Raw genomic sequence first — 13174 nt, 5'->3', positions numbered from 1 at the left:
GCCCATACTTTGCTGCGCGCTGCCGATACGCGCTTTCGCATCCAGACCCCACAACACCCGGAGACAAGACATGCGCCTGAAGACCCTGCCGATCCTGTCGTCGATCGCCGCCGCTGCCCTGTTCGCAGCCGGCGCCGCGTCGGTCCACGCTGCCGACCAGCCGATCATCGGCCTGATCACGAAGACCGAGACCAATCCGTTCTTCGTGAAGATGAAGGAAGGCGCCAACGAGGCCGCGAAGGCCAAGGGCGCAAAGCTGCTGAGCGGCGCCGGCAAGGCCGATGGCGACAACGCCGGCCAGGTGACCGCGATGGAGAACATGATCGCCGCCGGCGCCAAGACCATCCTGATCACGCCGAGCGACTCGAAGGCGATCGTGCCGGCCATCAAGAAGGCGCGCGACAAGGGCGTGCTGGTGATCGCGCTCGACAGCCCGACCGACCCGACCGAGGGCACCGACGCGCTGTTCGCGACCGACAACTACCAGGCCGGCGTGCTGATCGGCCAGTACGCGAAGGTCGCGACGGCAGGCAAGCCGGTGAAGATCGTCACGCTCGACCTGTTCCCCGGCCACCCGGTCGGCGCGCAGCGCCACAACGGCTTCCTGAAGGGCTTCGGCCTGGCCGCCCCCGATGCGAAGAGCAACGAGCTGGGCAAGGCCGCCGAGGTGGTCTGCATGGCCGACAGCTACGGCGACCAGGCCAAGGCGCAGACCGCGATGGAGAACTGCCTGCAGAAGAGCCCCGAGGTGACCCTCGTCTACACGATCAACGAGCCGGCGGCCGCCGGTGCGTACAAGGCGCTGAAGTCGGCCGGCAAGGAGAAGGGCGTCACGATCGTCTCGGTCGACGGCGGCTGCCAGGGCATCAAGGACGTCGGCGCCGGCATCATCGCAGCGACTTCGCAGCAGTACCCGCTGAAGATGGCGGCGATGGGCGTCGAGGCCGGCATCGAGTACGCGAAGACCGGCAAGAAGCCGAGCGGCTACACCGACACCGGCGTCACGCTGATCGCCGCGAAGCCGGTGGCGGGGGTCGACAGCAAGGACGTGAAGACCGGCACGGACCTGTGCTGGGGCAAGAAGTGATGAAGGGGCGGCTGCCCCCGCTCGCGACGCTCGGCCCCTTCATCGCGCTGCTGCTCGCCTGCGGTTTCTTCGCGACGCAGAACGAACGCTTCCTGACSGGCGSMAACCTGTCSCTGGTGCTGCAGCAGGTGATGGTSGTCGGCGTSMTSGCSATYGGSCAGACSCTGATCATCCTGACSGCCGGCATCGACCTGTCCTGCGGCATGGTGATGGCGCTGGGCGGCATCGTGATGACGAAGTTCGCGACCGAGCTCGGGCTGCCGCCGCTCCTCGCCGTGCTGTGCGGCATCGGCGTGACGACGCTGTTCGGGCTGGTCAACGGGCTGCTCGTCACGCGCATCAAGCTGCCGCCGTTCATCGTCACGCTGGGCACGCTGAACATCGCGTTCGCGATCACGCAGCTGTATTCGAACTCGCAGACGGTGACCGACGTGCCCGAGGCGATGACGATGCTGGGCAACACCTTCGCACTCGGCGGCACCACCAACGTCGCCTACGGCGTGGTGCTGATGCTCGCGCTGTACGGGCTGGCCTGGTTCGCGCTGCGCGAGACGGCCTCGGGCCGCCACGTCTACGCGGTGGGCAACAGCCCTGAGGCGACCCGGCTGACCGGCATCCCGACGCAGCGCGTGCTGCTCGGGGTCTACGTGCTGGCCGGCGTGTTCTACGGCATCGCGTCGCTGCTGTCGGTGGCGCGCACCGGCGTCGGCGACCCGAACGCCGGGCAGACCGAGAACCTGGACGCGATCACCGCGGTGGTGCTCGGCGGCACCAGCCTGTTCGGCGGGCGCGGCGTGATCCTCGGCTCGCTGGTCGGGGCGCTGATCGTCGGCGTGTTCCGCAACGGGCTGACGCTGATGGGCGTGTCGTCGATCTACCAGGTGCTGGTGACCGGCGTGCTGGTGATCCTGGCCGTGGCCACCGACCAACTTTCTCGCAAGGGAGCGCGCTGATGGCTGCCGATACCGCAACGGGCGCTCGAGCCCCTCTCGTGATGGAGGCCCGCGGCCTCGTGAAGCGCTACGGCCAGGTCGTCGCGCTCGACGGTGCCGATTTCGAGCTGCGCGCCGGCGAGATCCTCGCGGTGATCGGCGACAACGGCGCCGGCAAGTCCTCGCTGATCAAGGCCTTGTCGGGCGCGACCATTCCCGACGAGGGCGAGATCAAGCTCGACGGCAAGATCATCCACTTCAAGAGCCCGATCGACGCGCGCCGCGCCGGCATCGAGACGGTCTACCAGGATCTCGCGGTGGCGCCGGCGATGAGCATCGCCGAGAACCTGTTCCTCGGCCGCGAGCTGCGCCGCCCCGGCTTCCTGGGCAGCGTGCTGCGCATGCTCGACAAGAAGAAGATGCTCGAGGAGAGCATCACGCGGATGAACGAGCTGAAGGTGGGCATCCGCTCGATGACGCAGGCGGTGGAAACCCTCTCGGGCGGGCAGCGCCAGTGCGTCGCGGTGGGCCGCGCGGCGGCGTTCGCGCAGCACGTGGTCATCATGGACGAACCCACCGCGGCGCTCGGCGTCAAGGAGGGCAACATGGTGCTCGAGCTGATCCGCCGCGTGCGCGACAAGGGGCTGCCGGTGATCCTGATCAGCCACAACATGCCGCACGTGTTCGAGATCGCCGACCGCATCCACATCGCGCGGCTCGGCAAGCGCGCGGCGGTGGTCAACCCGAAGAAGATCAGCATGAGCGACACGGTGGCGGTGATGACCGGCGCGAAGCGGGTCGACGAGCTGCCGGCCGACTGCCTGGCCTGAATTCCGGTACCGGAACCCCATGCTGAAGAACATCGACCCCGTGCTGACGCCGGCCTTGCTGAAGCTGCTGTGCGAGATGGGCCACGGCGACGAGGTGGTGCTGGCCGACGCCAATTTCACCGCCGAATCGCTGGCCGGCCGCCAGCCGGTGTTGCGGCTGCCGGGCATCGGCATGGCACGGGCCTGCGCGGCCGTGCTGTCGGTGTTCCCGCTCGACGACGCGGTGCCGCGGCCGGTGGCCTTCATGCAGGTGAGCGGCACGGCCGAGGGCTACCGCTCGGCGCTGCAGCGCGAGATCCTCGACCCGCTGGGCGCGCAGTGCGAGGCCATCGAGCGCTTCGCGTTCTACGAGCGCGTGCGCGGCGCGTACGCGATCGTGCAGACTGGCGAGATGCAACCATTCGCCAACATCCTCTTCAAGAAGGGCGTCATCGCCGACGCCCTTCGGCCCTGATCGAATGACCGAGCTTCAGGCGAGCAGCCGGCTGCGCCCGCGCGGCTCCAACCACGTGGGCATGCGCCAGTTCAACGAGCGCGTGGTGCTGCAGGCGATCCGGCTGCACGGCGCGCTGCCGAAGGCCGAGATCGCGCGCCTCACGCACCTGACGCCGCAGACGGTGCAGTTGATCATCGGCCGGCTCGAGGGCGACGGGCTGGTCGTCAAGCAGGCGCCGGTGCGCGGCAAGGTCGGCCAGCCGTCGGTGCCGATGGCGCTGAACCCGGACGGCGCGTTCTCGATCGGCATCAAGATCGGCCGGCGCGGCATGGACATGCTGCTGGTCGACTTCACCGGGCAGGTGCGCGAGCGGCTGGTGCGGGCCTATGCCTTCCCGGATCCGCGCAGCCTGTTCAACGAGATCGCCGACGGCCTCGCCGAGCTGCGCGGGCGGCTCGGCCCCGAGCGCGCGCGCGTGCTGCACGGCGTGGGCGTCGCGGCGCCGCTGTCGCTGGGCGGCTGGGAATCGCTGCTCGGCGTGTCGGCCGAGGCGGCGCAGGCCTGGGCGCTGATCGACATCCGCGCCCGCGTGGCCGCGCTGACCGAGTTGCCGGTGGTGTTCGTGAAGGACACCGCGGCCGCCTGCGTGGCCGAGCTGGTGGCGGGCCGCGGGCGCAGCATGCGCAGCTACCTCTACGTCTTCATCGACACCTTCATCGGCGGCGGGCTGGTGCTGGACAGCCACCTGCGCGGCGGCGTCAGCGGCAACGCCGGCGCGGTGGGCTCGCTGGCGCTGGGCGCGAGCGACGGCCACGGCTTGCCGCGGCAGTTGCTGAGCGTGGCTTCGCTGTTCGACCTGGAGGCGCGCTGGCGCGAGGCCGGGCTGGCCGAACAGGCCTGGCTGGACGAGCGCGCGCTGACGGCGCCGTGGCTGCCGATCACCGAGGCCTGGCTGCGCGAGGCCTGCCCCGGCATCGCGCTGGCCGTGCACACGGCCGCCTGCCTGCTCGACCTGGAGGGCGTGATCATCGACGGCTCGTTCGGCCGCGGGCTGCTCGCCGCGCTGCTGCGCGAGCTGACGGTGGCGCTGGACGGCTACAGCTGGGAAGGCGTCGCGCGGCCAGAGGTGCTGCCCGGCACGATCGGCTCGGATGCACGGGCGATGGGGGGAGCGCTGTTGCCGCTCTATGCGAACTTCGCGCCGGACCGGGATCTGTTCCTGAAGCTGGAACCTTGACGGGTTTCAGCGGGAACCGAACATCATCTGCCGCGCGAGCGCCGACTTGAGCGGCTTCAACGCCTGCAGCGCCACCATCCCCAGCCCGCGCGCCGCCCCCGCCCCCGGCAGCTTCCACGTGAAGCTGCGCGCCAGGAAATCAGTCGCGGCGATCATCGCCCAGCGGTCCGGCCCGCGCTGCCACTCCAGGCGCCGCAACACCTGCGCCACGTCCGCGTTGCGCGACAAGGCCTGCACCAGCTCGAACGCATCGCGCAGGCCGAGGTTCAGCCCCTGCCCCGCCACCGGGTGCAGCGTCTGCGCCGCGTTGCCGATGCGCACCGTGCGCCCGTCGGTCAGCGTGCGCTCGGCGCTCAGCCCGAGCGCGAAGCGCTTCAGCGGCGACACCGCGGTGATCGCACCGACCTCGGCATCGAACATCGTGTTCAGCACCGCCAGCCGCTGCGCGTCGCTCAACGGCTCGACCGGGTCGTCATTGCTCGCCACGCACCACACCAGCGAGGCCTGCCCGTTCTTCAGCGGCAGCAGCGCCGCCGGCCCGTGGCGCGTGAAGCGCTCGTACGCGACACCCGGCCGGGCATTCGCGAGCGTCACGGTGCCGACCCAGGCCGTCTGGTGGTAGTCGTGGTGCAGCGGCTCGCGCACGCCGCCCAGCCGCTCGCGCGGCAGCTGGCTGAAGACGCCGCCCTCGGCCACCACCGCGATGTCGAAGCGCTCGGCGATGCCGGCATCGACCTCGACCCCACCCGTCTCCTCACCATTCCCCACCGGCTTCAGTCCCTGCACCGGCTGGCCGAAGCGGCTGAGCAGGCGCCGCGGCTCGCGCTCGCAGGCCGCGAGCCACGCCCGCTGCAGCGGCGCGACGATGCCGCCATAGCTCAGCACCGCGCCGAGCATCGGCACCGCCTCCTCGAGCGCGCTGATGCGCACCGCCGGCTCGCCGACCCACGCGGCCAGCGCCGCGCCGAGCGACGGCGGCTGCTGCGAGACATGCACCTCGGTGATCGGCTGCGCCGCATCGGCCTGCCAGGCCTCCAGCCGCTGCAGCAGTTGCACGCTGCCGAGCGACAGCGCGAGCGTGCGCGGGTCGCCGGACACATCCTTGTCGAGCGGCCGGGCATCGAACACACTGACCTGCGCCTGCGGCAGCGACCGGGCGGCCAGCAGCGCGAGCGCCAGGCCCACCGGCCCGGCGCCGACCACGGCGAGGGTCAGCGGCTTCTCGGATGACGCAGTGGCAGGGCGGGAAGCGGTCATCGGGCACCTCGTGAGCGGTGGTGTGGCGGAAACGCGGCATTGTCGCGCCGCCGCAGGAGGCCGTCGCGCACGGCCGCATCGTGACATTTCGCACCGATTCGCCACCGATGACCGGCCCGCCGCCGTCCTACCCCCGACTCAGGGCATGGCTGCTTTGGATGCGCGGAGGTACGGTGCCGGTTGCCCCCCTAATTTGCAGCCCCCCAGATGCCCGCCTTCGCAGTACTCGCGCGCCTTTTCCTGCTCCCCGCCATCGCCGCCGCAGGGGCGGTTCTCGGCGCGTGCAGCCCGCAGGCCGGCGCCTCCACCGAACAAGCCGCTTTCCGGATCAACGGCGAGCCGGTCAGCGAGCACCAGCTCGAGCTCGTGCTGCCGCGCGCCGCGATCGGCGAAAGCAACGCGCAGACCCAGGCCGCGGGCCGCCAGGCGGTGGCCGACCTGGTGCAGGAATCGCTCGCCGCGCAGGCCGCACGCAAGGCCGGGCTCGACCGCGACCCGCGCACCGTGCAGATGATCGAGGCCGCGCAGCGCGAGGTGCTGGCCCGCGCGTACGAAGAGCGCCTGGCCGGCACGGCCGTCGAACCCTCCAGCGACGAGATCGACCAGTTCTACGAAACACACCCCGCCTGGTTCGCGCAGCGCCGGCTGATGTGGCTGCAGGAAGCGGTGCTGCCGCTGCCGGCCGCGCGCCTCGATGCGCTGAAGGCCCGGCTGCAGGCCGCGGCCACGCCCGACAAGACCATGGAGGCACTGCGCGTCGAAGGCGTGCCGCTGAACGCGCGCCAGTTCGCGCTGCAGCCCGAGGAGACGCCGCAGGCGCTGCTCGACGCCCTGGCGCCGCTGCGCGTCGGCCAGACGCTGGTGCTGCCGCAAGACGGCGGCGTGCGCGTGCTGACGGTGCTGCAGACGCAGCCGGCGACGATCTCGCGCTCGGCGGCCGTCAAGCAGATCGCGGCGCTGATCCGCACCGAACGGCGCCGCAAGGCGGTCGAGCGCGGGCTCGCCGCACTGCAGCAGCAGGCCCGGGTCGAGTACATCGGCCGCTCGATGCAGTGGAGCGCCGCGGCGTCCGCGCCGATCCAGCGCTAGCCGATCCCGCTGGATGGCCGCGTCACGCGCGGTTCACCAAAAAGGGGGGAGACAAAGGGCCGATGCCGCGGCGTATTATTCGCCGCACTCCGATCCCGGAGCCGGTCGTTTTCCAGGAGCTTCGCGCCATGGGCCTGATGGATTTCATCAAGAAACAGTTCATCGACATCCTCGAGTGGACCGAGTCCGGCGACGGCGTGCTGGCCTGGCGCTACCCGATGGCCGACAACGAGATCCAGTACGGCGGCTCGCTGACCGTGCGCGAATCGCAGATGGCGGTGTTCGTCAACGAGGGCAAGGTGGCCGACGTGTTCGGCCCCGGCACCTACAAGCTGACGACGCAGACGCTGCCGGTGCTCACCTACCTGAAGAACTGGGACAAGCTGTTCCAGAGCCCGTTCAAGAGCGACGTCTACTTCTTCAGCACCCGCCAGCAGATCGACCAGCGCTGGGGCACGACCCAGCCGGTGACGATCCGCGACAAGGACTTCGGCGCGGTGCGCCTGCGCGGCTTCGGCAACTACAGCTACCGCATCGCCGACCCGAAGCTGTTCCACACCGAGGTCTCGGGCACGCGCGCCAGCTACACCACCGCCGAACTCGACGGCCAGCTGCGCGCGCTGATGCTGCAGCACATCTCCGACGCGGTCGCGTCCAGCGGCATCGCCTTCCTCGACCTCGCAGCCAACCAGGTCGAGTTCGCGAAGGCGCTGCAGGAAGCGACGCAGCCGTCGTTCAACAAGCTCGGCCTGCTGCTCGAGAGCGTCACGCTGCAGAACATCTCGCTGCCCGAGGAGCTGCAGAAGATCCTCGACCAGAAGATCGGCATGGGCATGGTCGGCAACGACATGGGCAAGTTCATGCAGTACCAGACGGCGCAGGCGCTGCCGAAGTTCGCCGAGGGCGGCGGTGGCGGTGGCGGCATCGCCGGCGATGCGATGGGCCTGGGCGCCGGTGTCGCGCTCGGCCAGGTGCTGGCGCAACAGCTGAGCCATGGGCTGCAGCAGCCGGCGGCAGCGCCGGTCGCGGGAGCCGCCGCGGCAGCGATCCGCCCCGACGAGGTGATGGCCACGCTCGAGAAGCTGGGCGACCTGAAGGCCAAGGGCATCCTGACGCAGGACGAGTTCGACGCCAAGAAGGCCGAATTGCTGAAGAAGCTGGTCTAGAACCCAGTTCTTGGCAACCGAACCCAGCCCTCAGCGCGCCTACCGCGCGCCCTGCCCCAACTGCGGCGCCGAGGTCGAGTTCCGCTCGGCCGCGTCGGCGTTCGCGGTCTGCAGCTTCTGTCGCAGCACCATCGTGCGCGACGGCGACGCGCTGCGCAGGATCGGCCAGAGCGCCGAGCTGTTCGACGACCATTCGCCGCTGCAGCTCGGTGCGAGCGGGCGCGTGCAGGGTGCCGCCTTCACGCTGGTGGGCCGGCTGCAGTACCGCTACGCCGAGGGCACGTGGAACGAATGGCATGCGCTGTTCGACAACGGGCGCAGCGGCTGGCTGTCGGAGGACAACGGCCGCTACGTGCTCGCGTTCGACCAGCCGCTGCAGGCCGCGGTGCCCGAGGCGGCCAGCCTGCGGCCGGGCCAGCAGCAGATCGTCAACGGCCAGCCGTGGTCGGTCGCGTCGGTCTCGGCCGCGAAGCTGATCGCGGCGCAGGGCGAGCTGCCGGTCAAGCCGAACACGGAGCGCGGCTTCGTCGTCAGCGACCTGCGCAGCACGCGCGACGAGGTCGGCACGCTCGACTACAGCGATCCGGCCGCGCCGAAGTGGTCGGTCGGCCGCGCGGTCGCGATCAGCGAGCTCGCGATGACGGGCCTCGCCGAGCAGGCGCAGAAGACGCTGAAGGCGCGCAGCATCGAATGCCCGAACTGCGGCACCTCGCTGGAGGTGAAGCTCGCGACGACGCAATCGATCGTCTGCCACCAGTGCCATTCGGTGGTCGACGTGTCGCAGGGCGTCGGCGGCGACCTCGCGCACTACGTGCAGGACAACGGCAGCGAGCCGCAGATCCCGCTCGGCAGCGTCGGCACGCTGGCGCTCGGCGGCAAGGCGCCGCTGCCGTGGCAGGTGGTCGGCTATGTCGAGCGCTGCGAGCTGCCCGACGGCGCCGACGACGAGCAGACCTTCTGGCGCGAGTACCTGCTGTACCACCGCACCGAGGGCTTCGCGTTCATCGTCGATGCGGAGGACGGCTGGAGCTGGACGGCGCCGATCACCGGCGTGCCGCAGCTGCGCGGTGACGCGGCGGTGTACCAGGGCGCGACCTACCGCAAGCTCTACACCTACACCGGGCAGGTCACCTACGTGCTCGGCGAGTTCTACTGGCAGCTCACGCGCGCGCAGCGCACACTCAACACCGACTACCAGTCCGGCAGCAAGCGGCTGAACCGCGAGCAGACGGGCGACGAGATCGTCTGGTCGGCCGGCGACGCGATGAGCGCCGACGACGTGATGAAGGCCTTCCGGCTGGACAGCGGCCGGCGCGCGGCGCTGCAGCGGGATGCACTGCCCACGTCAGGCTCGGGCGGGCTGCTGGCCAAGATCTTCGTTGCGATGTTCGTGATCGCGGTGCTGCTGATGCTGTTCCGCTGCAGCAGCAGCAGCTCGGCCGATTGCAGCGGCCTGCGCAGCACCTACGGCGAGAATTCGCAGGAGTACGTCAATTGCCTGAACAGCAACCGCAGCGGCGGCAGCGGTTTTCGCACCGGCGGCGGCTCGTTCGGCGGCTTCTCGAGCGGCGGCGGCCACAAGTGAAGACAACCCCACACAGGAGGCTCTCATGATGGGAATCGAATGGATGAAGCCCGGCATCTTCGTCGGCTCCATCCTGTTTGCACTGATCGGCGTGCTGGTCTTCTGGATCAGCTTCATCATCGTCGACAAGATCACGCCCTATGACCTGTGGGCCGAGATCGTCGAGAAGAAGAACGTGGCGCTCGCGATCGTCGTCGGCTCGATGTGCATCGCGATCGGGATGATCGTCTCCGCGGCGATCCACGGCTGACGAACTGACAACCCCTCGTCCGATGAGTACATCGTCCGATCCCCCAGGGGGATCCGGGCCGGCTTGGGACGGCCCGGCGCTCGGCCCGGCGCATCCAACGGGCGCCGCAACAGGCATCCGCCCGGCCGAGGTGGCGCTGCTCGCGTCCGTCTTCGTCGTCGCCGCCTGCGGGCTCGTCTACGAGCTCGCGGCCGGCACGCTGGCGAGCTACCTGCTGGGCGATTCGATCCTGCAGTTCTCGACCATCATCGGCAGCTACCTGTTCGCGATGGGCATCGGCTCGTACCTGTCGCGCTTCTTCGAGCGGCAGATCATTGCGCACTTCCTGCGCATCGAGCTGCTGGTGGGGCTGGTCGGCGGGCTGATGCCGCTCGCGCTGTTCGCGCTGCAGACGCTGGCCGCACCGTCGTTCCGCTTCGCGCTGTATGCGCTGGTGCTGCTGGTGGGCACGCTGGTGGGGCTGGAGATCCCGCTGGTGATGCGCATCCTGAAGCGCCACTTCCGCGAACGCTATGCGCTGAAGGACCTGGTCTCGCAGGTGCTGACCTTCGACTACCTCGGCGCGCTGGTCGTCGCGATCGCGTTCCCGCTGCTGTTCGTGCCGCAGCTCGGGCTGATCCGCACCGGCGCGTTCTTCGGGCTGCTGAATGCCGCGGTCGCGGTGTGGGCGCTGTGGCTGTTCAGGGGCGAGCTGCGGCGCTGGGGCCTGCATGCGCTCGCGTGCGGCGGCGTCATCGCCGCGCTGCTCGCGGCCTTCGCCGGCGCGGAGCGCGTCAGCAGCTGGGCCGAGGACCGCTTCTACGCCGACCGCATCGTCTACAGCGCGAGCAGCGCCTACCAGCGCATCGTCGTCACCTCGAGCAGCGTCGGCGTGCGGCTGTTCCTGAACGGCAACCTGCAGTTCCACTCGCGCGACGAGTACCGCTACCACGAGGCGCTGGTGCACCCGGCGATGGCCGGCCACGGCGCGCCGCGCCAGGTGCTGGTGCTGGGCGGCGGCGACGGCATGGCGGTGCGCGAGATCCTGAAGTACCCCGGCGTCGAGCAGGTCACGCTGGTCGAGCTCGACCCGCACATGACGACGCTGTTCGCGCAGTCGCCGATGCTGCGCGCGCTGAACGCCGATGCGCTGCATTCGCCGAAGCTGCGCATCGTCAACGCCGACGCCTTCGCGTGGCTGGAGCAGAACCCGGGCGCGTTCGACGTGATCGTCATCGACTTCCCCGATCCGACCAATTTCTCGATCGGCAAGCTCTACACCACCGGCTTCTACCGGCTGGTGGAGCAGCATCTGAACGCGAGCGGCTACGCGGTGGTGCAGACCACCTCGCCGCTGATCGCGCGCAAGAGCTTCTGGACGGTGGCGACCACGCTGGAGGCCGCCGGCCTGCAGGTGACGCCGTACCACGCGCACGTGCCGAGCTTCGGCGAATGGGGATTCATCCTCGCGAGCCGCCGGCCGTACCGCATGCCGACGCAGCTGCCCGAGGGGCTGCGCTTCATCAGCCTCGGTGGGCTGCCGGCGCTGTTCGATTTCCCGATCGACATGGCGCGCGTGCCGGCCGACGTGAACCGGCTGTCGAACCAGGTGCTGGTGCAGACCTTCGAGGACGAATGGGGCAAGGTGCACCAGTGAGCGAGCTCCCCGACCGCGACCGGCGCACGCTGCTCGCCGCAACGGCCGCCGCGCTGGCGGCGCCTGCCCTCACCGGCCTGGCCGGCTGCGATGCGAAACGTCCTGCAGCCTACGGCGGCGAATGGGTCGGCGCGCAGCACGAGCGCGGCCACCGGCTGCGCGACGGCGGCCGCACGCTGGCCGAGCCGACGGTGCACAAGCGCGCCGGCGTGATCGTCGTCGGCGCCGGCATCGCCGGGCTGTCGTGTGCGCGTCAACTCGGCCTGGCCGGCATCGACGACGTGCACGTGTTCGACCTGGAGGATGGCGCCGGCGGCAACAGCCGCGCGCACCGCATGGGCGGCATGGCCTGCCCGCTCGGCGCGCACTACCTGCCGGTGCCGGGCGACGACGCGGTGGAGCTGATCGGCCTGCTCGAATCGCTGGGGCTGCGCCGCAGCGAGGGCGGGCGCGCGGTGTGGGACGAGCGCCACCTGTGCCACAGCCCGCAGGAGCGGCTCTTCATCGACGGCCACTGGCACGACGGCCTGCTGCCGCCGATCGCGGCGCTGCCCGAATCGCAGCGCGACGCGACGCTGGCGCAGTATCGGCGCTTCGCCGAGCTGGTGTCGCTGGCCGGGCCGACCGGCAGCTTCGCGCTGCCGACAGCACGCGCCGCGTGGACGCCGGCGATGCAGGCCCTCGACGGCGTGACATTCGCGCGCTGGCTCGACGACCAGGGCATCACCGCCCCGCCGTTGCGCTGGTACCTGGACTACTGCTGCCGCGACGACTACGGCGCCGGGGCCGCACAGGTATCGGCCTGGGCCGGGCTGCACTACTTCGCGAGCCGGCACGGCTTCCATGCCCCGGGGGATGACCCCCGGGACGCGCGGGCGCGCGACGACGGCGTGCTGACCTGGCCCGAAGGCAACGCCTGGCTCGCGCAGCGGTTGGCGACGCCGCTGAGCGGCCGGCTGCACGATGGCTGCGTCGCGCTGGCGCTCGAGGAAGGCCGGCACGAGGTGACGCTGGACCTGTGGAACGCGAAGGCGCAGCGCACCGAACGCTGGATCGCGCCACACGCGGTGCTCGCGACGCCGCTGTTCATCTCGGCCCGCGTACTGCGCACGCCGCCGGCCGCGCTGCAGGCGGCGGTGGCCGGGATGCGGCATGCCCCGTGGCTGGTCGCGAACCTGCAGCTGTCGGACGCGCTGGTCGACCAGCCCGGCGCGCCGCCGTCGTGGGACAACGTGCTGTACGGCAGCAGCACGCTCGGGTATGTCGACGCGATGCACCAGGCGACGCGGCCCTACCCCGGGCCGATGGTGCTGACGGTCTACTGGGCGCTGGGCGGCGACAACGAGGCGCAGCTGATCGCGCAGCGCAAGCGCCTGCTGGAGCAGCCGTGGCAGGCCTGGTCGCAGGCCGTCGTGCAGACGCTGGTCGGCGCCCATCCGGACCTGCCCGACAAGCTGGTGCGCATGGACCTGATGCGCTACGGCCATGCGATGAGCATTCCGCTGCCCGGCGTGCGCGGCAACCCCGCGCTGGCGGCACTGGCCTCAGGCAGCGGCCGGGTGCAGTTCGCGCATGCGGACCTGTCGGGGTACTCGGTGTTCGAGGAGGCGTTCTTCCACGGCAACGCGGCGGCGCGGCGCATTGCGGCACGCCGGAAGGCCGGCTGACG

General features: G+C 70.5%; 12 protein-coding genes. 11 read left to right on the top strand and 1 reads right to left on the bottom strand.

Annotated elements, in window-relative coordinates:
• Nucleotides 1-70: 70 nt before the first annotated feature.
• From AC1D15_RS02285 to AC1D15_RS02265, 5 genes are read left to right on the top strand one after another with little or no spacing between them, the layout of a single operon-like run.
• The gene (locus AC1D15_RS02285; protein ID WP_047501809.1) at nt 71-1087 is read left to right on the top strand and encodes a sugar ABC transporter substrate-binding protein; all 1017 of its coding nucleotides are present in this window, start codon (nt 71-73) and stop codon (nt 1085-1087) included.
• Complete coding sequence (locus AC1D15_RS02280; protein ID WP_477824765.1) at nt 1087-2040, top strand: ABC transporter permease; 954 nt, start codon at nt 1087-1089, stop codon at nt 2038-2040. The genes AC1D15_RS02285 and AC1D15_RS02280 overlap by 1 nt, the downstream gene beginning before the upstream one ends.
• Complete coding sequence (locus AC1D15_RS02275) at nt 2040-2849, top strand: ATP-binding cassette domain-containing protein (RefSeq protein ID WP_477824764.1); 810 nt, start codon at nt 2040-2042, stop codon at nt 2847-2849. The genes AC1D15_RS02280 and AC1D15_RS02275 overlap by 1 nt, the downstream gene beginning before the upstream one ends.
• Nucleotides 2850-2868: 19 nt before the next feature.
• Nucleotides 2869-3303: an RbsD/FucU family protein gene (locus tag AC1D15_RS02270; protein ID WP_047501804.1), complete on the top strand. Its 435-nt coding sequence runs from the start codon at nt 2869-2871 to the stop codon at nt 3301-3303.
• Between the two features lie 4 nt (nt 3304-3307).
• Complete coding sequence (locus AC1D15_RS02265; RefSeq protein WP_477824763.1) at nt 3308-4522, top strand: ROK family transcriptional regulator; 1215 nt, start codon at nt 3308-3310, stop codon at nt 4520-4522.
• Between the two features lie 6 nt (nt 4523-4528).
• On the opposite strand, the gene AC1D15_RS02260 is transcribed toward AC1D15_RS02265, so the two are convergent.
• Nucleotides 4529-5779, bottom strand: coding sequence for an FAD-dependent monooxygenase (locus AC1D15_RS02260; protein ID WP_477824762.1), 1251 nt, complete (start codon nt 5777-5779; stop codon nt 4529-4531).
• 207 nt (nt 5780-5986) lie between these two features.
• On the opposite strand from AC1D15_RS02260, the gene AC1D15_RS02255 reads away from it, so the two are divergent.
• The 6 genes from AC1D15_RS02255 (at nt 5987) to AC1D15_RS02230 (ending at nt 13172) form a co-directional block, all read left to right on the top strand.
• A complete protein-coding gene (locus AC1D15_RS02255) occupies nt 5987-6868 on the top strand; it encodes an EpsD family peptidyl-prolyl cis-trans isomerase (RefSeq protein WP_477824761.1) in 882 nt (293 codons plus the stop codon).
• A 128-nt stretch (nt 6869-6996) separates the two neighbouring features.
• Nucleotides 6997-8034, top strand: coding sequence for an SPFH domain-containing protein (locus AC1D15_RS02250; protein WP_477824760.1), 1038 nt, complete (start codon nt 6997-6999; stop codon nt 8032-8034).
• A 10-nt stretch (nt 8035-8044) separates the two neighbouring features.
• Nucleotides 8045-9619, top strand: coding sequence for a DUF4178 domain-containing protein (locus tag AC1D15_RS02245; protein WP_047501796.1), 1575 nt, complete (start codon nt 8045-8047; stop codon nt 9617-9619).
• A gap of 28 nt (nt 9620-9647) precedes the next feature.
• A complete protein-coding gene (locus AC1D15_RS02240; protein ID WP_047593230.1) occupies nt 9648-9869 on the top strand; it encodes a DUF350 domain-containing protein in 222 nt (73 codons plus the stop codon).
• A gap of 22 nt (nt 9870-9891) precedes the next feature.
• The gene (locus AC1D15_RS02235; RefSeq protein ID WP_477824759.1) at nt 9892-11505 is read left to right on the top strand and encodes a polyamine aminopropyltransferase; all 1614 of its coding nucleotides are present in this window, start codon (nt 9892-9894) and stop codon (nt 11503-11505) included.
• A complete protein-coding gene (locus AC1D15_RS02230; RefSeq protein ID WP_477824758.1) occupies nt 11502-13172 on the top strand; it encodes an FAD-dependent oxidoreductase in 1671 nt (556 codons plus the stop codon). The genes AC1D15_RS02235 and AC1D15_RS02230 overlap by 4 nt, the downstream gene beginning before the upstream one ends.
• The last annotated feature ends 2 nt before the right edge of the window (nt 13173-13174 follow it).

Source organism: Rhizobacter sp. P2_H2 (assembly GCF_056403375.1).
The sequence above is the reverse complement of the archived record's forward strand: the minus strand, read 5'-3'. Positions and strand labels throughout refer to the sequence as shown.

Coding starts and splice junctions, on each gene's coding strand:
- AC1D15_RS02285 (WP_047501809.1), top strand. CDS start 71: ATGCGCCTGAAGACCCTGCCGATCCTGTCGTCGATCGCCGCCGCTGCC.
- AC1D15_RS02275 (WP_477824764.1), top strand. CDS start 2,040: ATGGCTGCCGATACCGCAACGGGCGCTCGAGCCCCTCTCGTGATGGAG.
- AC1D15_RS02270 (WP_047501804.1), top strand. CDS start 2,869: ATGCTGAAGAACATCGACCCCGTGCTGACGCCGGCCTTGCTGAAGCTG.
- AC1D15_RS02265 (WP_477824763.1), top strand. CDS start 3,308: ATGACCGAGCTTCAGGCGAGCAGCCGGCTGCGCCCGCGCGGCTCCAAC.
- AC1D15_RS02260 (WP_477824762.1), bottom strand. CDS start 5,779: ATGACCGCTTCCCGCCCTGCCACTGCGTCATCCGAGAAGCCGCTGACC.
- AC1D15_RS02255 (WP_477824761.1), top strand. CDS start 5,987: ATGCCCGCCTTCGCAGTACTCGCGCGCCTTTTCCTGCTCCCCGCCATC.
- AC1D15_RS02250 (WP_477824760.1), top strand. CDS start 6,997: ATGGGCCTGATGGATTTCATCAAGAAACAGTTCATCGACATCCTCGAG.
- AC1D15_RS02240 (WP_047593230.1), top strand. CDS start 9,648: ATGGGAATCGAATGGATGAAGCCCGGCATCTTCGTCGGCTCCATCCTG.
- AC1D15_RS02235 (WP_477824759.1), top strand. CDS start 9,892: ATGAGTACATCGTCCGATCCCCCAGGGGGATCCGGGCCGGCTTGGGAC.